This window comes from Blautia sp. HCP3S3_C4, assembly GCF_052064095.1.
Classification (GTDB): Bacteria; Bacillota; Clostridia; order Lachnospirales; family Lachnospiraceae; genus Blautia_A.
This window is the reverse complement of sequence record NZ_JBQHWF010000002.1, coordinates 208,698-231,367: the sequence shown is the minus strand read 5'-3', so window position 1 is coordinate 231,367 and position 22,670 is coordinate 208,698. Positions and strand designations below refer to the sequence as shown.

Genomic DNA, 22,670 nt, shown 5'->3' with positions numbered 1-22,670 from the left:
ACATCTCCTTTTCCTTCAAGAAATTTTTTATCTTTACTTTTCTTTATCTTATTTATTTTCCTTTATACTCTGCTCTGAGCAAGGCGATTTCATGAGTCCATCCTTCATCATCATTGGGTGTTTCCAGAATAAAGGGAATTCCTTTTGTGGCAGGATGATTGATCACGCGAACAAGTGCTTCCATTCCTATTTGACCCTCTCCGATTCTGGCATGACGGTCCTTATGGCTGCCAAGTGGATTCATGCTGTCATTCAGGTGGATGGCCTTTAGTCTGTCCAGACCTATGACCCGGTCAAATTCTGCAAATACACTGTCAGGATCATTTACAATATCATATCCACCATCCCAGACATGACAGGTATCCAGACAAACCCCTAATTTATCTTTTAATTCCACCTGGTCAATGATCTGACGGAGTTCTTCAAAATTTCTTCCTACTTCCGTCCCCTTTCCTGCCATAGTTTCCAGAAGTACAATTGTACTCTGGTCTTTTGTCAGCACTTCATTAAGAATTTCTGCAATTTTACGGATTCCTACTTCTGCGCCCTGTCCTACGTGGCTGCCCGGATGAAAATTGTAATAATTTCCCGGTGTCATTTCCAGACGTTTCAGATCATCTGTCATGATTTCTCTGGCGAAATCTCTGAGGTTTTCTTTGGCAGCACAACAGTTCATAGTGTAGGGTGCATGAGCTACCAGCTTTCCAAAATGATTGTCCTTTACCAGCTGCAGAAATGCCTGCACATCCTGGGGATCTATTTCTTTGGCTTTTCCTCCTCTTGGATTTCTGGTAAAAAATGCAAATGTGTTACCGCCATTTGCCAGCATCTGCCTTCCCATTGCAACATATCCCCGGGATGAACTTGTGTGATTTCCTATATACAGCATCTTTTTGCTCCTCTTCTGTAGTATTTTTTATCATATCAATTATTTTTATTATAACACAGAATCCGGCAAATGCGATGCAATTCCTGAATTATCGTTACTGTTCACTTCGTTCACAGTAACGTAGTGGTGTGTGAACAGTAACGAATTATCAGTCTATTCTTTTCGTCAAATTAAATGTATAATAGACAGGAAAGGAGAATTAAGTATGGGAAAATTAATCGAAGGACTCTGGGATTGTCCGTTTTGTGACAATAAGAGAATCAAAGCCGGGCAGAAAACCTGTCCACTTTGCGGACATCCACAGGATGAAAACACAAAATTCTACATGCCGGACGCAATTGAATATGTTTCAGAGGAGAAGGCTGCCAAAATCAGCCGAAATCCAGACTGGCAGTGCAGTTTTTGCGGCAGCCTTAACAGTGACGATCTGAACATCTGCAAAAACTGCGGAGCCACAAAAGAAGACTCTGAGAGAAACTATTTCGAAATACGGCAGCAGGAAGAAGAAAAGAAACGCAAAAAAGAAGAGAAAAAAGAAGCGCACCAGAAAAATACTGCAAAAAGTGCACCAAAGAAAAAAGAAAAAAAGAAGAAATCACTGATGAAAAGAGCTCTTCTCTTTCTGGGAATCTTTGCTGTCATCATTTTCGGAATGATGTCCTGTCTGGCACCGAAAGTAAAAAATGTAACCATTGATGACTTTGACTGGGAACGAACCATCGACATCGAAGAAATCGTTACACACAGCGAAAGTGATTGGCAGCTGCCAGATGACGCACGGCTACAATACACGAAAAATGAGATTAAGTCATACGAACAAGTCATAGACCACTATGAGAAAGTTACGGAAACCAAAACACGCCGCGTTATCGACCATTATGAAGATGAAGTCTCCCATGTTGACCTGGGAAACGGGTATTTTGAGGAGAAAACCAAGAGTGTTCCTATATACAAAGATGAAACCTATACAGAAACCACGGATAAACCAGTGTATCGACAAGAACCGGTGTATGCTACAAAATATTACTACGAAATAGACCGGTGGACTGTGGTAGACACTGCGAAAAATTCCGGAAGGGACCAGAATCCAGCCTGGCCAGAACCAAAGCTGAAAGACAACCAGAGAACAGGAACAAAGGATGAGCACTATTTCGTGACTGCTACCTATGAGAAAAAGGAAGGCAAAACCGAAACAGAACGCTATGAGATGGATTTCTCTGAATGGAAAAAGCTGAAAAAAGGCGAAAAAACAGACTTAAAGATTGATGCTGCCGGATTCGCAGAAATTAATAAAGAATAAGACCAAAAAGGAGTATTCAATGCAAAAGATGACAGAAAAAATTGTACCTTTACCAGTGGCTCTAAATTCGGCAGAACCTATATTCTTTTATCTGCTGAAGGAAAAGTTGTAAATCCATTTTATTTGCACAATTAGGAATCCCCTCTGCAGGAATTGCATTAGTGATCAGTATCGAGTTACTTATGGATGCATGTCACCAGCCTGCAATCTTGCATTTCTGCAAACAGAACTTGTACTTTCTGCAAAAAAATTGAATTTGCTGGATGAAGCAAAACTACGGAAATAATATGAAAAAAGCCGGTCACAAAAGACCGGTTTTTTCATTTCTCTTATAATTACAATTTTTTATTTATTTTTCTCTTTTGCACATTTCTCCGATCACATAGCACAGTGCTGCAACAATCATACCATTGATGGATGCAATTCCCCATGTCACTACGTTTGCCACGATCGCACCAAGAATAACTCCGGCAACTGCAAACCAGTTGACTGTTACGATCTCAAAGGTATCTGTATCGTAAGCTTTTTTATTCATAAAATAAGAGAGGACCAGGATGATACCAACCGGCGGCAGTGTACAGTTCAGGATGTTCAGCCATCCGCAGAAGTTGTAGTACAGCCATACAGAAAGCAGTGTTCCGATAATACCGGAGATCAGAACCATGGGTTTCTTTCTCTTATTGAAAATATTTGCAAGACCAAGTCCTGCTGTATACAGAGCATTGTCATTGGTTGTCCAGATATTTAATCCCAGAACCAGGATTGCAAGATAGAACAGATTCAGACGAATCATAACTTCAAAAATATCATTTCCACCAACAAAAATATAAGAGATTGCTCCAAAGAAGAACATCAGGGAGTTTCCGATAAAGAAGGCAACTACTGTTGCGATCATTCCCTGTTTACCATTTTTTGCAAATCGTGTAAAGTTCGGTGTTGCAGTTCCTCCTGATACAAAAGAACCAATTGCAAGTCCTGCACCGCCGATAACACTCAGAGAGCCACTGGATACAGCAAACTGATCAATGATCGTGCCATCCCCCTGTCTTACTGCCATGACCATTGCCACTGTTCCAAGAACTGCAACAAGCGGTACGGCAATATAACTGATGATTGTAAGAGACTTGATTCCAAAATATGCAGATGCAGTCATACATGCTCCTGCGATCAGAATCAATACCCATTCAACTGCTGTGCTTCCGCCAAAAAGTTCGCGTGCAACAGGAATCGCAAACATCGCAATACCTACACCAAACCATCCAATCTGTGTAAAGCTTGTCAGTGCTGAAGAAATATAAGAACCTTTTTCTCCAAACGCTCTCTTGGAAAGCAGGTCAAGGCTTAAACCTGTCTCTGCGCCTACATAACCAAGCAGACCTGTATAAACACCAAGGATCGCTCCACCCAGAAGAAGGGCCTTGATAAATCCCCAGAAGTCCAGTCCTGCTGACATTTCCTGTCCTACCCACATACTCGCAGAAAAGAAAGTAAATCCAAGCATGATCATAAACATTGTCAGAAATCTGCGTCTGCTCCATTTCGGAACTGCGCACTCTGCAAAGTCAATGTCTATACTTCCCTGCTCTGCGCTATTTGCTGTTGTCATTTTTTCACTCATCTGTTCTCCCCGTTTTTCCTTAATCTAAAATATATTTTCGCAGTGCGTCCGTAAATTCTCCGATACGCTGCTCTGCAAGCTCTTTTAATGTAATATCTTTCATACTTTCAATATATCCAAGTTCCTGACGATACAGCCATTTTGCATCTGCCGGGCGGATATCCTGATAGTGGTTTGCCTTAACCCAGTCTTCATAGCTGATCGGAGTCGGATAACCCAGTTTTTCATCCAGAAGTTCCTTAAAATCGATCTTATCCGCTCTTTCACTGATTCCTTTCCAGAATTCCAGAACTTCTTCTACATGCTCATGAATCTCGTAACGTCTCGCACCACCATCATAAATAATACATTTTTCAAAAAGAGGGCTGCACATGGAAAGCGTCTCTCTTCTGAACTCAGGCGCAACAATACCACCTTTCCAGTAGAAATCCACGTCCGGAAGGTTAATTCCGGAAACACCCTTATCCTGATATGTACTGAAGATTCCTTCATAATAAACGGTGATAAAGCCTTCAAACTCCGGCCAGAACTGGCGGATTTCTGCAGTAAGCTTCTCAAGAATATCAATTCCTTTTGTTCCTCCGATAGTAAAGATAATAATATTGCGAAGTCTTGCGCCGTGATCTCTGTAGAAATCAGTTACATAACGAAGACAGTGAATCAGTGTCTCTCCGCTTGCAATGATGTCACCGATCATCAGTGTACTGTCCGGTACCATGGTAAGCTTACTGTATTTGATTTCAAGGCCTGCGATCTCCTCTTCTTCAAAGACACGCTCACTTGAAAGAAAGCTGATATCATGAACACGGATATGTTCTCTATAACAAGCCTCTTCGAGAGGATAATTCAGCGCACCTCTCAGGATAGAAAGAATATTTGCTGTTGTAACCTTCTTCTGCTCCTTCAGATAATAAAGCATCTGAGAAGTGGAAGAAACAAGACAGTTATAAACCTCATATCCTACTATTTCCGGTGTATTCAAAAGTTTTCTTGATTCTGCCTCAGAAATAACATAATACTCATTTTCATAATCTCCACTTTCGAGACGATAGCATGCAACACCCTGCTCATCGAACTCCGGCACCAAAACTACATTATCCCAGTTTTTCATCTGTGCTTTTCCCTTTCCTCTACATTTTATGTTCATAAATCTTAGTTACTGCTCCATTCACAATAACGCATCTACAAAAGAGTATGATGAACTGCTCAGAATGTCAAGTAGAAAAAACATTTCCAGACATTTTATTCCACACAAAAAAGATCTCTCTGCCATCACTGGCATTGAGATCTTTTTCTTTTCCATTCTTCTGACCGGTTTAGGTTTATCCAAAAAGCTTCGGTTCATTCTCAATCAAATCTTCTGCCAATTGTTTCTTATCTACCATTGTTTGATCCATGATATACAATCATACATTAACCTCTTTTTCCCTCACATAATCAGTAATATCCTCTACCAAATATTCCTTTCCCTGTGTATGAAGAACATCGTAGCATTTAATAATATAATTATCCAAAATCCCAGTTGAGTTTAATATTTTATACACTTTGGCTGGGGACATTTTCCATTTATCTGCAAGACTATATATCATGAAAATTGAAAAACTCAATTCTTTTTTCTCACACATAATCACTACCAACCTTTCTGTTATATTCTTACTTAGATTATAACAATTATTTTATTTTCATACACTATATTTTTTTATTATTATCAAAAAGTAGGCATCCAATATTGCAACACCGCCGTTCCCCCAGTTAGGAATACACAGATACTTTCCATATGCATGTTTTCCTACAATGCATTTAGTAAAAATCACTTCACAACTACTGTTGCTACTTTACTCCAATTAGACGTTTTTCCGTTTACATCACTTACACATATTCTGACATAATATTTCTTTCCTGACTTCAAATTTTCTTTTGTGCAAGTAGTTTTATTTGGATCATATATCATTTCCGATATCATATCTGAAAAGTCAGCCTTTGTACTGAATTCAATCCTGTATAAATCTGCATTTTTATTATACTTCCATGTAACTTGAATCGTTCCCTTTTTATTACTTACACATTTCCAATTCTGCACAGGACTTGGAAGGATTTCGAAAGTTGTGAAACCAGAACAGTTCTTATAGCTTCCCTTTCCGGTAACCAGAACCGTAGCTGTTCCAACTTCTTTATTATTGAAATACTTTACCGTATAATTTTTACTGGATACTTTTTTCCCTTTATAAGTTACCGTAATTCCTGGTTTAACCATTTTACCAGTATAATTCATCGTTTTGGACTTCAAACTTAAAGAAAAACGTCCTGCTGCCGGTTTACAGTTTATAAAATCAAAACCATTTCCTTTTGCATATTTTTCGACATTTGTACCAACATTTCCATAGATTTTAAATCCATTAATTTTGTTTATAGTTCCATTGTCTTCATATTTATATCCAAACGCGTTTTTTCCTATGGAAATGCTTCCGTATAAATACTGTAATTTAATTGAAGTAGCAGCACAATTTATAAACGCTCTTTCCTGAATATCTGAAAGCCTGTAAGATAACGTAATATTTTTCAAATTGATACATCCCATGAACGCTTCTCTTCCTATAATTCTTGCAATTGGAAATCTGTGCCTCCAATGAAAGATTCCCTTTTCAAAGAAGCAAAAATATTGTATCATAATAATAATTCAGGCTTTTTTGCCCGATGTATCTGTCATGTACAGAGAACGGTAACTTATGATAAAAATTCTATTGAGAGGATAATTTATGTTCCAAACGATCATTGACGCAATCAACACATTTCTTTACAGCAAATTGCTGATTGTGATATTAATTGGTTCCGGCATCTATTTTGCTATTCGGACCAGATTTCCGCAGGTACGTTTATTCCGGAAAGCCTGTAATGCTGTAATGGAGAAGCCAGAGGGAAAAGAAAGTGTGTCATCCTTTCAGGCACTGATGGTCTCTACAGCATCTCGTGTAGGAACGGGCAACATTGTGGGAGTATCTTCCGCTATCTGCATCGGTGGTGTAGGCTCCGTATTCTGGATGTGGATCATTGCCATTCTTGGCAGTGCATCAGCTTTGGCAGAAAGCACACTGGCACAGATATATAAGAAAAAAGGGGAAGATGGCAAGTGTTATGGTGGTCCGGCTTATTATATAGAAGCAGCACTGCACAGCAGAGGATTGGCAGTGGTTTTCTGTGTAGCCATGATCCTGACTTATGCATTTGGATTTAATATGCTGGCTTCTTACAATCTTCAGTCTACCTTTGCCGGCCAGCCATTTTACAATGCAGATATCACGCCTTGGATCATTGGCGGAATTCTGGCACTGGTAATGGGATGGTGTCTGCTGGGTGGCGGTAACAGAATTGTGAAAGTAACCTCTACCCTGGTGCCATTTATGGGAATTGCATATATTCTGGTATCCCTGTTAATCGTAGTATTGAACATCGGACAGCTTCCGTCAGTCATGGCACAGATTTTCAAAGAAGCATTTGACTTTAAAGCCATTTTTGCCGGTTTTGCCGGATCAGCCATGATGCAGGGAATCCGAAGAGGTCTGTATTCCAATGAAGCAGGTATTGGTTCTGCACCAAATGCGGCAGCGTCTGCAGTAGTCAGCCATCCTGTCAAGCAGGGACTTGTACAGATGCTGTCTGTGTTTATTGACACATTATTATTGTGTACTGCAACTGCCATGATGTGTCTGGTATCTGGTGTGATACCTGCGAAAGAACTTCAGGGTGCACCATGGGTGCAGGCAGCACTTCACAAGACACTTGGTTCTTTTGGCCCATATTTTATCATGATCGCCATGGTATTATTTGCTTTCACCACATTATTGGGAAATTGTTTCTACTGTGACAATCTGCTGACGTATATTCATAAAAAACAACCGGGCAGAAAATTCATGACAGGATTTCGCATTGTATCAGCACTGGCAGTATTTTGGGGTGCAGGTATGGAAATGACATTACTGTGGCATATCTCCGATGTATTGATGGGGGTAATGGCGTTGATCAACATTCCGGTGATCCTGGTACTGTCCAATACTGTAGTAAAAGCATTAAAAGATTATGAAATACAGATTCAGCAGAAAAAGAATCCTGTATTTTTCAGTAAGAATATTGACCTGAAGCAAAAAACAGATTACTGGAATGAAAAAACTAACCAATAGTTAATAGAAATTTTCTCTCTCCTATTATATGGTAACTATAGAATAAACTTGGGCAAAGCATTACGTGTACCAAAAGTCATAATATTTGCCTGAAACTATTATAGCCTATCGTGTAAGGAGGAGATTTTATGAGTATGAAGGAACGCTTTATAAAAAAACGCAGAAGCTATCTGGTATTTTTCTTTCTGACAGCATTTGCCGTACTTTCATTTTTTCCAAGGCTGACACTGGCTGCTTCCAAGCCAACTGCCAAGCAGCTTAAAGTAAGCTGCAGCGGATTCCAATATGACAATGATACCGCAAAGTTATATCTGAAGCTGAAACTGAAAAATACTTCCAGTTACACAATTACAAAAGTGAGGATGGAATATGAAATCCCAATCATGGAGGATGGAACCATAACCCAGACCTTCAGTGTGACAATCAATCCCGGAAAAACAGTAAACAAGACTGTTTATGTTGGAAAAATGGCTCAGCAACCGTATAAATCACCTAAGGTAAAGTGCTTGTCGTTCTGGTACCGGTCTGCTACCCCTAAGCTAAGCCAGCTCAAGGTCAGCTACAAGGGATATGATTATAATCCCAACACCGGAGAGCTGTATATAACTGCCCGTATGCAAAACACTTCAAGTTATACCATTACAAAGGTAACAATGTATTTTGAGATACCGCTGGATGAAACTGCAACGCCCACCCAAACCTACAATGTAAACATTCCAGCCGGAAAGACCAAAAATTACAGATTCAAAATCGGAAGGATGGCGGATGCCCCAGATGGAAAAACGAAAGTGCAATGTAAGAAATTCTGGTATAAGAAGTAGCATCCCACTGCTGCAGTAAGATACGGTCACTTTATTTATGCACAAAGGGACTCTTGTTTCAGGAGTCCTTTTTTATTGGCATTTGGAATGATCCTTTCCATGTTTGCAGTCCGGCATATAGCCGTACCTCAATGTCATGGTGCAGAGAAAACATCTTCCACGGATATAATACAAAATCATTTACAAAAGTATAGCAAAACATCCTCCGCGGAGGGTATTCTCAATCAGCAAAAACTTCTGACTGTTTACTGAAAAGTATGATATAATAAAATTACAAAATATCTTTCAAAAAGTCCTATTTTTCATTTTAAAAATATATATTTTAAGAAAGTACAGGCCCGCTTATGAAAAGAATTTCTTTTATCACAACATTATTTCTTTTAGTAATGATTCTACTCAACGGAAAACCTATAGACTGCCAGGCAAAAGATATTTCCTGGACCGTTACACAGTATGGTAGCGACAATGATTCTGCCCAATCTATGTTTTATACCATTAAAGGCAGCAACGGCAGATTATTTATCGTAGACGGAGGCTGGGCAGCAAATGAAGGACGCGTCAGAAACGTAATCAAAAAAAATGGCAACAAAGTTGACGGATGGATCATCACCCATCCTCATCCGGATCATGTTGGAGCATTTAACAAAATAAAATCAAACCCACAAGGGATCAAAATCGAATATGTTCTGGCCCCAAAGATCAATGCAGAACGATATAATACATACAAATACTATTGGGATGAATATCCCGTTTTCACTAAATTCATGAGCTTGGTATCTAACTATCCCAAACTCAAATGGATCAAGCCAGGAAAAACCATGAAATTATATGGACTTAACATGAAATTTTTCAACAGCTACAGTAATGATATCAATGATACCACAAAAGACATTTGCAATGGCTCCTCCCTGGTATTCAAGATATATGGCAAAAAGACAAGTATGCTTTTTACTGGAGATATAATTTCCCCAATCGGAAAAAGGTTAATAAAAGAATACGGATCAGAATTAAAAGCAACTTACCTGCAGGCTCCCCATCACGGAAACAATAAAGGGCGGAAATCTTTCTTTACATATATCCATCCAAAAGTTACCTTTATTGATGCACAGGCTTCATTACGAAACAGCAATGCTGCTATCCAGGAAAATATAAATATTTTAAAAGGTCTGGGCAGCAAATTATATTCTTTTGATCACAGAAAGAGTGTGATCATACACTGAGAGACTGCTTTCCAAAGCTTGAACTACCCCATCCGACGTCAATCGGGTGGGGTTTTCTGCGTTTAAATAGATAAAAGGCTGTCGCACATAAATTTCATGGTCGAGATAAAATTTCTCAACAATCAAAAAAAACTTCTTTTCGTTATAAATTATGGTATACTATGTTAGTCAAGTATAACAGCGATGTATAATAAGAAATGAAAGGAACAATTATGCCATTAAACTTAGCAGATTTTAATAAGAAATACCGGATAAGCAAAGTCTGCGGGCAGGAAAAGCAGCGCCATTATCTGGAATCCCTGGGATTTATATGTGGAAGTGAAGTCGAACTCCTTTCTGAAATCCATGGCTATTACATGCGAATATACTCAGGATATTGCCATGATCCGTTTCTTTCATGATAAAAACATACGGATATCTATGGATGATTTTGGTTCAGGCTATTCCTCTCTGAATACTTTAAAAGATATTCTTTTTGATGAAGTAAAAATAGACAAACTCTTTCTCTCGGACGATCTGTCTGAAAACGGAAAGATTGTCCTTCAGGAAATTTTTCACCTGTTAAAAAGGACTAAGAAATTTATTGTCTGCGAAGGTGTGGAAACAAAAGAAATGGTAGATTTCCTTGTAGAAGAGGGTTGTGATGAGCTCCAGGGATATTACTACTATAAGCCTATGAGTCAGGAATCATTTGAACAATTGTTGCAGAAAACATTCTGATCAAACCAGGCACTCAGCTGCAAGTACATTATACTTTTCCATTCTATATTTTGTAAAAACTATTGACGTTCTTACCTTCCGGCGCTATCATAAAATCATGATATCTGTCTCTTGTCTGCAAGATACAGCAAAAAAAATACTTTCAGGGGGAAATTCCAATGAAAAAATTCATGGAAGAATTCAAAACATTTGCCCTGCGCGGCAATGTCATGGACATGGCAATCGGTGTTATTATCGGAGGTGCTTTTTCCGGAATCGTAACCTCTTTGACCGACAACTTCATCAATCCGGTTCTCAACGTACTTACTGGCGGAGCTACATATTCACTCCAGGATGTATCCGGATTCGCATCCTCTTTCATTTCTTCAGTAGTTAACTTCATCATTATGGCATTCATCCTGTTCTGCCTGCTGAAGGCAGTGAACAAAGTAACATCCTTCGGTGCCAAAAAAGAAGAACCAGCCGCTCCGACTACTAAGAAATGTCCTTTCTGCATGAGCGAAATCGACATCAAAGCTACACGCTGTCCACACTGCACTTCCCAGTTACCGGAAGAAGAAACCAAACAAGCATAACAAAAAAGTCTTCGCAGCATATAACATATAAAATGTACCATACTGCGAAGATTTTTATTATTCCTTCTCTTCTTCCTGCTATGCATTTCTCACTAAACGATTAAGATGAGAAATGCATTTTGCATTTTAAAGGTTTATTTTATTTATGGTATGCGTTATTTACGAAGATTGCTATAGTTTTGTTTAGTCCTGTTTTACATTGAAGGCTTTCATTCCCGGATATACTGCGCTTGCACCGAGTTCTTCTTCGATGCGGAGAAGCTGATTGTATTTTGCAACACGTTCAGATCTGCTTGGGGCGCCGGTCTTAATCTGGCAGGTATTCAGTGCTACTGCAAAATCTGCAATTGTTGTATCTGCTGTCTCGCCGGAACGATGAGAAGAAATTGCGGTGTAGCCTGCTTTGTGAGCCATCTTGATTGCTTCCAGTGTTTCGGATACGGAACCGATCTGGTTTAATTTGATCAGGATCGCATTACCTGCACCAAGGCTGATACCTTTTGCAAGACTTTCTGTATTTGTAACAAACAGGTCGTCACCGACAAGCTGTACTTTGTCACCAAGTCTGTCTGTAAGTTTCTGCCATCCTTCCCAGTCTTCTTCATCCAGACCATCTTCGATGGAGATGATTGGATATTTCTCACATAATTTAGCCCAGTGTTCGATGAGTTCTTCAGATGTATATTCTGTGCCGGCTTTTGGAAGTTTGTAGTATCCTTTTCCCTTTTCACTCTTCCATTCGGAGGAAGCAGCATCCATGGCAATTCGGAAGTCTTTGCCTGGTTCATATCCGGCTTTCTTCACTGCCTCGAGGATTGTCTCGATTGCTTCTTCATCGGATTTCAGTGCAGGTGCGAAACCACCTTCGTCACCTACTGATGTGGCAAGTCCGCGCTCTTTCAAAATAGAAGCAAGTGCGTGGAATACTTCTGCACACCATCTTAAGCATTCCTTGAAGGAAGGTGCCCCAACTGGCATAATCATGAATTCCTGCACATCCAGACCGGATGATAATGCATGGCATCCGCCGTTTACGATGTTCATCATTGGTACAGGGAGACGGTTTCCAGATACTCCGCCAAGGAAACGATACAGCGGAATTTCAAGAGAAGCTGCCGCTGCTCTGCAGCATGCGATAGATACTGCAAGGATTGCATTTGCTCCAAGTTTGGATTTGTCTTTTGTTCCGTCTGCTGCAATCATAGCTACATCTACTGCATAGATATCGCCTGCATCAAGACCTTCGATTGCTTCGTTGATTGTTGTGTTGATGTTCTCTACTGCTTTCTGTACGCCTTTTCCAAGATAGCGAGCTTTATCTCCATCTCTCAGTTCCAGAGCTTCGAATTCTCCTGTGGAAGCACCGCTTGGATCTGTTCCTCTTGCAACAGTGCCGTCCATCAGATATACTTCTGCTTCCACTGTTGGGTTTCCTCTGGAATCCAGAATTTCTCTTCCAATTACTTTCTCAATTTCTAAGTACATGATAAATCCCCTTTCTGGTTTTGTATTTGGACTCCTGGTACACCGCAACTGGGATGTACCGGGGGGGATCATATCTGAGGTACGGCCTTCAGCATAGCCGTGAGTTCAGCAAGCACAGATGCGATCCATTGTTCCGAAGGTTTCAGCAGGTCTTCGGATGGAGTTCAAATGATTGATTCACGCTAGAGTTTATGATACCTAACTCTGATAGTTAGTGTATTCTAACTCTTGTTGAAATGCAAGAGGGTAATTGGGGAGATATTGAGAAAGTATTTCAGAAAACACATGTATATTTATGGTTTATATACCATAATATTACGAACAGTCAAGCTGGGCAATGGAAAACCGCAGAAAATCGGGATTTTTTATGATTTTATTTCGTTCTTTTTTCTTTAGGTGGAAAAATTACTGGAAGTTCACACGGTATTCTGCTTTATTCCTTGTATCGGTGTCTCATGTATATGCTTTTCCCTGGATGTTATTAACAACGTAATGCTTCCAGGCTTTTGACGGAGAATCTGACCAGAATACTGACGGCTTAAAGAGAGGATAATCCAGATTCCATACACCCCTCTACCCATCTTTTCCTGTCTGGCAGAAGTGAATATATGTATAAAAAAGGGGCACTTCCATGCCCTATATCATACTATTTTCTCCAAAATTTGATAGAATATAACAGTATTTCCCTCGTAGGACTTGAAAATCAGGTCAGATTGAGGTATTATTTGTCTATATATGAAGATTGAATGAAAAGAGAGCTTTCGTAGAGTAACATACTCTGCGAATTTTTTTTATATGACATTTTTTTCGACAAAAAGGGAGCTGCTTTTTACGGCAGCTCCCTTTTGATTCAGATATCCGGGAATCATATGGTTCCCAGAGCATCAGATATTCTGTTTTTGTCTTATTTCGCAACAAAGTTCACGATCTTGTTCGGCACGTAAATCTCTTTGATCAGGTTCTTGCCTTCCAGGAAGGAGGCAATTCTTTCATCTGCTTTGGCAATCTCGAAGGCTTTTTCCTTTTCGCAGCCATTAGGGATTACGATGGTGCCTCTTACCTTACCGTTGACCTGTACACCGATTTCAATGGTCTTGGCAATAGTTTTGCCTTCATCGTATTCCGGCCATGGTGCTACTGCCAGCAGGCCTTCTCCACCGATGAACTCCCAGATTTCCTCACAGATATGAGGTGCAAATGGGCTGAGCAGTTTGATGAAGATAGCCAGGTCGTCCTTACTTAAGTGTCCCTCTGCTGTGATCTCGTTGATCAGGGTCATAAGGCTGGCGATGGCTGTGTTGAATTTCAGGTTCTCAATATCTCCGGAAACCTTTTTGATGGTGCGGTGAAGCTTCATTTCAAGCTCATCGGATACGGATTCTTCGCTGAGGATATCTGTCAGTCCTGCCACACGGTCCAGGAATTTCTTGCATCCCTTTACAGAGCTTTCGCTCCACGGAGTAGCTGCACCGTAATCACCCATGAACAGTACATAGGTACGGAGAGTATCTGCACCGTATTCCTCTACAATATCCAGCGGATCTACTACGTTGCCCTTGGATTTACTCATCTTGTCACCGTCCGGTCCCAGGATCAGTCCCTGAATGGAACGTTTTGCATATGGTTCCGGTGTGTTCACTACACCCAGATCATACAGGAAATGATGCCAGAATCTGGAATAGATCATATGTCTGGTAACATGCTCCATACCACCGTTGTACCAGTCTACAGGCATCCAGTATTTCAGTTTGTCCATATCTGCCAGTGCATTTGTATTGTGGGGATCTGTATATCTCAGGAAATACCAGGAGGATCCTGCCCACTGAGGCATGGTGTCTGTTTCTCGTTTTGCTGCAGCGCCGCATTTCGGACAGGTGCAGTTTACGAAAGAGTCAATCTTTGCAAGTGGAGACTGTCCGTCTTCCCCTGGCTCAAAGTCCTTAACATCCGGCAGACGCAGAGGCAGTTCCTTTTCCGGAACTGCTACAACACCACAGTTCGGGCAATGGATCAGCGGAATCGGCTCACCCCAGTATCTCTGACGGTTGAATGCCCAGTCTTTCATCTTGTACTGAACACCTGCTTTACCGATGCCTTTCTTTTCCAGTTCTTCCAGCATACGCTCAATGGAGTCTTTTTTCTTTGTATATCCGTTGAGGAAATCGGAGTTTACCATCTCGCCGTCTCCTGTGTAGGCTTCTTTGGAGATGTCTCCGCCTTTGATTACTTCAATAATATCAATGCCGAATTTCTTGGCAAAATCATAGTCACGCTGGTCATGGGCAGGTACTGCCATAATAGCGCCTGTGCCATATCCCATCATTACATAATCTGCAATGTAGATTGGGATTTTCTTGCCGTTTACAGGGTTGATACCCTCAAGTCCCTGGATCCTTACTCCTGTTTTTTCTTTTACAAGCTGGGTTCTCTCGAACTCTGTCTTCTTGGCACACTCATTACGATATGCAGTGATCTCATCCATGTTTCCAACTTTGTCTGCATATTTATCAATGATCGGATGCTCCGGTGCGATTACCATGAAGGTAACACCGAACAGGGTGTCCGGTCTGGTTGTGTAGATTTCCAGTTTCTCATCGATTCCGTCTACATCAAAGTTGACAAAAGCACCTTTGGATTTGCCGATCCAGTGAACCTGCTGCTGTTTTACGTTCTCCGGATAGTCTACGTGATCCAGACCTTCCAGAAGCTTATCTGCATACTGGGTAATTCTCAGATACCATACATCCTTGGACTTCTGAACTACATCGCTGTGGCAGATATCACATTTGCCGCCCTGGCTGTCCTCATTGGAAAGGACTACCTTACAGTGTGGGCAGTAGTTTACCAGTGTTCTGTCACGGAATACCAGACCTTTTTCGAACATTTTCAGGAAGATCCACTGTGTCCATTTGTAATAATCCTCGTCTGTAGTATCAATCACGCGGTTCCAGTCAAAGGAGAATCCTACTCTCTTTAACTGGTTGGAGAATCTCTTAATGTTCTCATCTGTGATGATACGTGGATGTGTGCCTGTCTTTACTGCGTAGTTCTCTGTAGGAAGACCGAATGCATCAAATCCGATGGGGAAAAGTACATTGTATCCCTCCATACGACGTTTTCTGGAAATAACCTCCAGACTGGAATATGCTTTAATATGTCCTACGTGCATTCCTGCACCACTTGGATATGGAAACTCTACTAAACCGTAGAATTTAGGTTTGTCGCTGTTGTCCTTGGCTTCAAAGACTTTGGCTTCTTCCCATTTTGCCTGCCACTTGGGCTCGATCTTTTTAAACAGGTATTTCATTTTATACTTCCTCCAACATACTATGATCACTGCCCAATAGAAGCACAGCAACCATTCATTACCTATAAAAACTCATTTTATTTTAATTCATGACAGAGCGTTTGTCAATGTAAGTCCTTCCCGATTCCTACTATTTTATTACAATTCTCCTGATCCGGGACCAGCGGGTGAAATTCTTGACGTAGCCCTTTGTATAGGCGTGGCCGGTAAGGTAATAGGTTCCCGGGCGTACCTTTTCAAAGGTGATGGTGCTCTTTGTCTGGTTTTTTACTACGTAGCTGTAGCTGCCTACTCCTGTATAGGCTCCTTTGTCATTTTTATATACCTGTTTAGAGAGTACCCAGTCTGTGCCTGTGGCACCCTTGGGCAGCTTAAAGCTTACTGTTGTGTTTCTTGTTTTTCCCTGACCGGAGGTTTTTACTGATTTTACAGTCGGTGCCTGGGCTGCTGCCCCTGTCTTTATGGTAACCTTCTGTAAGGGTGCCCATTTGCTCAGAACCTTGGTGGTGGAAAATTCTGACTGATAAGTATAACTGTGTACACCAATATACCAGGTGCCTGCAGGCAGTCCCTTCAGGACCAGCTGACTGCTGTCTCCGGAATATCTGGTCTGTACCTTTACATAATCTATCGGTTCCCCTTCTTTTTCGCTTCTGGCTGCAACCACATCATAGCCATCCACCTTCTGAGGATTTGTCAGTGTTAGTCTGACATCACATTTTTTCACCTGTGTTTTTGCGATTTTAGGGGGTTCAGGCGTTACTGCCTTTACTTCAATGGCCGTGCCTTCTGACCATGGGCCGTATTCCGGCTGTCCTTCCACAGTTCTGTAAGCCCTACAGTACAGAAGATGGCTGCCTGCAGGCAGATATTTCAGATTTACGGTACCCTCTGCCATTTGGGCTGCAGGTACTGTCATCCGGGCTGTATAATTCTCTTTTTCCAGATCCTCTGATGTGGCAGCTGTCACAAGTTCATATCCTTCTGCCTCATTGGAAAAATCCCTCAGGCTGACCTGCACATAGTTGGTGATCACCTTAACCCAATGAAGATCAAAGACCGGTCTGTTCAGCGCCTGATAAGCATCTACCTGTACCTGGATCTGCAGGGTGGTATCCATTTCCGTGTTATTTTCCCCGTCTTCCAGATCCAGATGACCGGTTACCGTAAACTTCTGAGCTTCTTTATTTTGGGGATCATAATCACATCCGTCCACATCCCAGATGATTCCTGCCGGAAAGGTTGTTTTCTCACCATTCTTCTCTGCTCCATAGACTACGGTCTGTGCAGGCAGGTGAAGAGCCTCTGCTGTTTTGGCCACACCGTTGGTAATTCCTGTCACAGGCTCCACCGAAGCAGTCAGTCCCTGATAAGTACGGGTACCTACCCGGAAAGAGCTGTAAAGATTTTCTGTTGTCTTCTCTCCTGCTGCAGTTCTGGCAGTAACTGTGACCTGGAAGGAATGCTCTCCCGCTGCCAGTCCCTTTTGAGGCAAAAGCCGCAGTTCTGTGCTCTCTCCGGGAGCCAGACGGGTATTACCGGAAAGGGTTACACTGCATCCCTGGCTGCGGTTGAAGGTCAGATCCAGATCCTTGTCTGACACATTTTTCAGAGTATAGATTTTGGCCTCCGGCAAAGTTTTGTAGCCCCACTGTAGTTCAGGAAAGGCAGCTGTGTCATTTTCTGTAATTTCCAGATTTTTCTTCTCTACAGGATTCAGCTCTCTGTTCATGGTAACATGTACCGAATATCTGCTGCCGTCATCTGCCAGGAAATCAAAGGTTTCATCAAAGGTTCCGTATTCCTCCCCTGGCAATATATAGAACTGGAGGCTTTCCCCTGGCTTCAACAGTCTCTGCACATCCTGTTCTTCAAAATCCTCTGAATTCCTTGCGCTCTGGCCGTCAACTGTAAAATGCTCCAGACCTGAAGCATCCACGCTGATCCTGGTTTCCTTTTTGCCGGAATTTCTCACAGAAACATATTTTTCCACACGGAATTCCGGATCATAGAAATCATCCTCTGTAAAACATATCTCCGGATGATCTACTGTCAGATCATATTCCTTCTCAGAGGAGGCTCCCAGGATCACCTTCAGGGTTACCTGGCAGGAAGCGCCCTCCTTTGTGGTAAAGGTAAGATTCTCCTCATATTTTCCTGCAGTCAGGTTTTTCTTCAGTTCTGCCTCCAGTGTCACATAGGCTCCTGTGGGGATCTCCGTATCCTCATCCCCATATGCATAGGAAAGATCAAAATATCGGCTCTCCGGAAGCTTACCCACATGGAGTGCTTCTGTGCCTGTATTCTGAAGGGAAAAATCCCGATTAATCTGCTGTCCCTCTGCATAGATTCCCAGGTCAATCTGAGAATTCTCTGAGGTCAGTCTGTATCTCTCTTCCGGCCGTTCTGCCTCAATGATCGTCAGGTCCAGATCACAGGCTGCTCTTCCTGTGTTGTTATCTGCCTGTACTGTAAAGTGAAAATAACCATCCTTTTGGGGAACTCCGCAGAGCAGGCCTGTCTGAAGCAAAGTCAGGCCCGGGGGAAGCTGGCTGTCGGAAGCCAGGCTCCACCTCACATCCGAATCCGCCTGCAGCTGTACCTTATATTCTTTTCCCACCTGTCCATAATCCAGTATGGAAGTCAGGATTCCGGGAATACTCTCTGTGCCATCCCCAAAGGATTCCCCTGCAGAAAAGACATCTGCGCCCCAGGCTGTGTAGGGTGTGGTGACAGTCATTGCAGCTGCCAGTATCAGGGCAGCCAGTTTTCTATTATTTTTCATACTAATTTTCCTGCTTTCTGAGATTAATATGAGTCCAGTATATCGTTTATCCCGCCATTGTCAATCAGGACAGGGTATTTTTACAAAAAAAGGCAGAACTACCTCTATATCTGAGATAGTTCTGTCTGTTTTCTTCTTAATTCATAGGTATATAAATTCTATTATTCGTCTGCTTTGTCAACCTTGCTTGCTCTTGCCTCGATTTCCTTTGCCTGGATATCAGAAGGAGCCTGCTCATAGCGTGCAAATTCATAGGAAAATTCTCCGCTTCCGCCTGTCATGGAACGCAGGTCTGTGGAGTATCCGTAGATCTCCAGCTGAGGTACATCTGCCTCAATAATAGTATTACCCTGATGATCAGGATTCATACCCAGTACACGGCCGCGGCGTTTGTTCAGGTCACCCATAACATCACCTGTATATTTATCCGGAACTGTAACCTTCATGGATACGATTGGCTCCAGAAGTACAGGGGATGCATCCATAAAGCCCTTCTTGAAGGCCAGGATCGTTGCCATCTTGAATGCCATCTCTGAGGAGTCTACCGGATGATAGGATCCGTCATAAAGAGTAGCCTTCACACCAACTACAGGATATGCAGCCAGAGGTCCCTTTAATACGCATTCCTGCAGACCCTTCTCAACTGCAGGGAAGTAGTTCTTCGGCACTGCACCGCCTACAACTACCTGCTCAAATACATAAGGATTCTCCAGATCACCGGATGGCTCAAAGCGCATCTTTACATGACCATACTGTCCATGTCCGCCGGACTGTTTCTTATGCTTGCCTTCCACATCGGAATTCTTGCGGATGGTCTCACGGAACGGAACCTTCGGTTTGCTCAGCTCTACATCTACTTTGTAGCGCTCTTTCAGTTTATTCATTGCAATATCCAGATGCTGATCGCCAATACCATAGATCAGACTCTGGCGGTTTGCACTGTCATTTACTACACGGAGAGTCTTGTCCTCACTCATCATCTTAGCCAGTGCCTGGGAAATCTTATCCTCGTCTCCCTTCTTCACTGCCTTAAATCTCTTGCAGGTATATGGGACGGAGATCTGTGCCTTTGGATACATGATCGGTGTAGCTTTGGTTGCAAGGCTGTCTCCGGTCTGTACACTGTTTAATTTGGCAATGGCACCGATATCACCGGCATGAAGCTCAGGTACTTCAATAGGCTTGGAGCCTTCCAGTACATACAGCTTGTTCAGACGTTCTTCTTCGCCCTTCTCTACATTTAACAAGGTATCATCTGATTTGATAACACCGGAGCATACCTTGATCAGAGAATATTTTCCAAGGAACGGATCTGCGATTGTTTTCCATACATATGCAGATTTTGTTTTTGCAAAGTCATAATTTGCCTCGAAGATCTCATTTGTCTTCACTGCAATACCATTGCAGGAACGCTTGTCCGGACTTGGGAAATATCCACAGATATCATCCAGCAGATTGGATACGCCGCGGAGATTAATAGGTGATCCCATGCATACAGGTACAATAGCAGCTTCCTGTACATTGGTAGCCAGTGCTGCGGAAACCTCTGTCACAGAGAAGGTATCTCCCTCAAAGTAACGATCCATAAATTCCTCGCTGGTCTCAGCTACAGATTCTATAAGAATCTCATGATATTTCTCCAGATATTCATTCAGATATTCAGGAATCGGGCATTCTTCCTTACCTGCCTTATCAATGAATCTACGTCCTGCCTGTTTTACTACATTAACATAACCTACGAATTTACCATCCTCACGGATCGGGAAATGGATAGGTGCGATCTTCTTTCCATAGAGTTCTGTCAGCTGCTCTACTACCTTACGGTAGCTGACATCATCTACGTCCATATCTGTAACGAAGATCATACGCGGAAGTTTATATTTCTCACATAACTCCCATGCCTTCTGGGTTCCCACCTGTACGCCTGTCTTGCCGGAGACTACGATCACAGCTGCGTCTGCCGCACTTACCGCTTCCTCTACCTCTCCTACAAAGTCAAAGTATCCGGGAGTATCCAGTACATTGACCTTCACCTTATCCCATGGTACCGGGATCAATGTTGTGGAAATGGAAAAATGTCTCTTTATCTCTTCTTTGTCAAAATCGCTGACAGTATTGCCGTCCTCAACTCTGCCAAGCCTGCTGGTCATTCCTGCCAGATACGCCATTGCTTCAGCCAGTGTAGTCTTGCCTGCACCCCCATGCCCTAAAAGAACTACATTTCTGATTCGGTCAGTTCTAAATACATCCATGTTGTAATACCTCCCTGTTTGTCTGATATGCGCTGCTGTTGTGGGAGCTTTTCTCTGTTTGAGCCCCGAAATAGTCAGATTGTTCATCTTTTTCATTTCTGTCTCAGCAACTATATGTTTATATATTACTAAATTTATTTGTAATTTTCAAGCATTTTATGTAATTTTAACAATATTTTTTATTATGTTCCAAAATACTATCTGGCATTTTTATCATCTGGTTTTTTCACCATTCAGAGAGGCTTTTATTTACTGTATTGCTTTAAATTATTTATGTGCAAAAGTATTGCTGCTGATTGACTTTTTTTCCTATCTATCTTAAAATATATGCAGACTGTTTCTGTATAAGTCATACAGAATGACAATTGCTGCACACCCTGTGTACGCAACTGATAAATTGCTATTTGAAAGGATACAGAGAAACTTATGAAAACCATCGGTTTTATCGGACTTGGTCTCATCGGCGGTTCCATCGTCAAAACCATCCGAAAATACCATAGCGATTACAGGATCCTGGCTTACGATCAGGACCGGGAGACACTTGCCTCAGCAGTAAGCTCCAATATGATCGACGCTGTATGCGAGGAACATGATGAACGTTTTGCAGGCTGCGATTATATTTTCCTGTGTGCCCCTGTGGAATTTAATGTCCAGTATCTGGAATATTTCAAGGAGCACCTGGGTCCCAATACCATTCTCACAGATGTGGGCAGTGTAAAGGGCATCATCCATAAGGAGGTAGAACGTCTGGGTATGGAATCCTGCTTTATCGGCGGACATCCCATGGCCGGCTCTGAAAAAACCGGCTTTGAATCCTCCAGCGACAGACTTCTGGAAAACGCTTATTATATCATCACACCGGGAGGAGAGATTCCTCTGGACCGTCTGACAGACTTTACAGAGCTGATTTCTTCCCTGGGTGCCATTCCCATGGTACTGACCAGTGAGGAACACGATTTTATCACCGCAGGTGTAAGCCACCTGCCTCATATCATTGCTTCTGCCCTTGTAAATCTGGTAAGCATGCTGGACAGTGACCAGGAATATATGAAGACCATCGCAGCCGGAGGTTTCCGGGATATTACCCGTATTGCCTCCTCTTCCCCTATCATGTGGGAGCAGATCTGCGTGGAAAATAATAAGAATATTTCCAATGTGCTGGATGACTATATCCGTCTTCTGATCCAGATCCGCTGCTTTGTGGATAACAAGGATTCCCAGAGCCTGTACCAGATGTTTGCAAGCTCCAGGGATTACAGAGATTCTATTGATGTAGTGGACAGCGGTCTCCTGAAGAAAGCCTATGTGCTCTATCTGGATATTGCAGATGAGGCCGGAGGGATTGCCACAATCGCCACTATCCTGGCTCTGGAGAAGATCAGTATCAAGAATATCGGCATTATCCATAACCGGGAATTTGAGGAAGGTGTCTTAAAAATCGAATTCTATGACGGATCCTCCATGGAAAAGGGAGCCGCTCTCCTGAAAAAGCGAAACTATATTGTATACGAACGGTAGGTAAC

At 42.1% G+C, this 22,670-nt stretch carries 17 protein-coding genes; 8 read left to right on the top strand and 9 right to left on the bottom strand.

Going from position 1 to position 22,670, the window contains the following annotated elements; all coding sequences use genetic code 11:
• Nucleotides 1-52: 52 nt before the first annotated feature.
• Nucleotides 53-889, bottom strand: coding sequence for a deoxyribonuclease IV (locus ACTNC6_RS02975; protein ID WP_441043173.1), 837 nt, complete (start codon nt 887-889; stop codon nt 53-55).
• Between the two features lie 205 nt (nt 890-1,094).
• Between ACTNC6_RS02975 and ACTNC6_RS02970 the strand changes: the two genes are divergently transcribed.
• A complete protein-coding gene (locus tag ACTNC6_RS02970) occupies nt 1,095-2,189 on the top strand; it encodes a hypothetical protein (protein WP_441043172.1) in 1,095 nt (364 codons plus the stop codon).
• A gap of 349 nt (nt 2,190-2,538) precedes the next feature.
• Here ACTNC6_RS02970 and codB read toward each other — a convergent pair whose 3' ends face one another.
• From codB to ACTNC6_RS02950, 4 genes are all read right to left on the bottom strand, one after another.
• A complete protein-coding gene (gene codB, locus ACTNC6_RS02965) occupies nt 2,539-3,807 on the bottom strand; it encodes a cytosine permease (protein ID WP_441043171.1) in 1,269 nt (422 codons plus the stop codon).
• Between the two features lie 19 nt (nt 3,808-3,826).
• Nucleotides 3,827-4,954: a hypothetical protein gene (locus ACTNC6_RS02960; protein ID WP_441043170.1), complete on the bottom strand. Its 1,128-nt coding sequence runs from the start codon at nt 4,952-4,954 to the stop codon at nt 3,827-3,829.
• Between the two features lie 259 nt (nt 4,955-5,213).
• Complete coding sequence (locus tag ACTNC6_RS02955; protein WP_441043169.1) at nt 5,214-5,432, bottom strand: DUF3791 domain-containing protein; 219 nt, start codon at nt 5,430-5,432, stop codon at nt 5,214-5,216.
• Nucleotides 5,433-5,617: 185 nt separating this feature from the next.
• A complete protein-coding gene (locus ACTNC6_RS02950) occupies nt 5,618-6,475 on the bottom strand; it encodes a leucine-rich repeat protein (RefSeq protein WP_441043168.1) in 858 nt (285 codons plus the stop codon).
• Between the two features lie 88 nt (nt 6,476-6,563).
• On the opposite strand from ACTNC6_RS02950, the gene ACTNC6_RS02945 reads away from it, so the two are divergent.
• From ACTNC6_RS02945 to mscL, 6 genes are all read left to right on the top strand, one after another.
• Nucleotides 6,564-7,982, top strand: coding sequence for an alanine/glycine:cation symporter family protein (locus ACTNC6_RS02945; protein WP_441043167.1), 1,419 nt, complete (start codon nt 6,564-6,566; stop codon nt 7,980-7,982).
• A 128-nt stretch (nt 7,983-8,110) separates the two neighbouring features.
• Nucleotides 8,111-8,803 carry a hypothetical protein gene (locus tag ACTNC6_RS02940; protein ID WP_441036502.1) on the top strand — a complete coding sequence of 231 codons (693 nt, stop codon included), beginning with the start codon at nt 8,111-8,113 and terminating at the stop codon, nt 8,801-8,803.
• A 344-nt stretch (nt 8,804-9,147) separates the two neighbouring features.
• Nucleotides 9,148-10,023: a ComEC/Rec2 family competence protein gene (locus ACTNC6_RS02935; RefSeq protein WP_441043166.1), complete on the top strand. Its 876-nt coding sequence runs from the start codon at nt 9,148-9,150 to the stop codon at nt 10,021-10,023.
• Between the two features lie 197 nt (nt 10,024-10,220).
• A complete protein-coding gene (locus ACTNC6_RS02930; protein ID WP_441043165.1) occupies nt 10,221-10,424 on the top strand; it encodes a FeoA family protein in 204 nt (67 codons plus the stop codon).
• Nucleotides 10,336-10,743 (top strand): EAL domain-containing protein, encoded by a 408-nt coding sequence (locus tag ACTNC6_RS02925; RefSeq protein WP_441043164.1) that lies wholly within the window; start codon nt 10,336-10,338, stop codon nt 10,741-10,743. Before ACTNC6_RS02930 ends, ACTNC6_RS02925 begins: the two co-directional genes overlap by 89 nt.
• Nucleotides 10,744-10,901: 158 nt before the next feature.
• Complete coding sequence (gene mscL, locus ACTNC6_RS02920) at nt 10,902-11,318, top strand: large conductance mechanosensitive channel protein MscL (protein WP_441043163.1); 417 nt, start codon at nt 10,902-10,904, stop codon at nt 11,316-11,318.
• A gap of 183 nt (nt 11,319-11,501) precedes the next feature.
• Here mscL and eno read toward each other — a convergent pair whose 3' ends face one another.
• The 4 genes from eno to ACTNC6_RS02900 all read right to left on the bottom strand — a co-directional run bounded on the left by eno (nt 11,502) and on the right by ACTNC6_RS02900 (nt 21,147).
• Nucleotides 11,502-12,806: a phosphopyruvate hydratase gene (eno, locus tag ACTNC6_RS02915; RefSeq protein WP_441043249.1), complete on the bottom strand. Its 1,305-nt coding sequence runs from the start codon at nt 12,804-12,806 to the stop codon at nt 11,502-11,504.
• Nucleotides 12,807-13,707: 901 nt separating this feature from the next.
• Nucleotides 13,708-16,110 carry a leucine--tRNA ligase gene (gene leuS / locus ACTNC6_RS02910; protein ID WP_173743004.1) on the bottom strand — a complete coding sequence of 801 codons (2,403 nt, stop codon included), beginning with the start codon at nt 16,108-16,110 and terminating at the stop codon, nt 13,708-13,710.
• A 130-nt stretch (nt 16,111-16,240) separates the two neighbouring features.
• Nucleotides 16,241-18,895 (bottom strand): hypothetical protein, encoded by a 2,655-nt coding sequence (locus ACTNC6_RS02905; RefSeq protein WP_441043162.1) that lies wholly within the window; start codon nt 18,893-18,895, stop codon nt 16,241-16,243.
• Between the two features lie 161 nt (nt 18,896-19,056).
• Nucleotides 19,057-21,147 (bottom strand): elongation factor G, encoded by a 2,091-nt coding sequence (locus tag ACTNC6_RS02900; RefSeq protein WP_441043161.1) that lies wholly within the window; start codon nt 21,145-21,147, stop codon nt 19,057-19,059.
• A 426-nt stretch (nt 21,148-21,573) separates the two neighbouring features.
• On the opposite strand from ACTNC6_RS02900, the gene ACTNC6_RS02895 reads away from it, so the two are divergent.
• Complete coding sequence (locus tag ACTNC6_RS02895) at nt 21,574-22,665, top strand: prephenate dehydrogenase/arogenate dehydrogenase family protein (RefSeq protein WP_441035093.1); 1,092 nt, start codon at nt 21,574-21,576, stop codon at nt 22,663-22,665.
• The last annotated feature ends 5 nt before the right edge of the window (nt 22,666-22,670 follow it).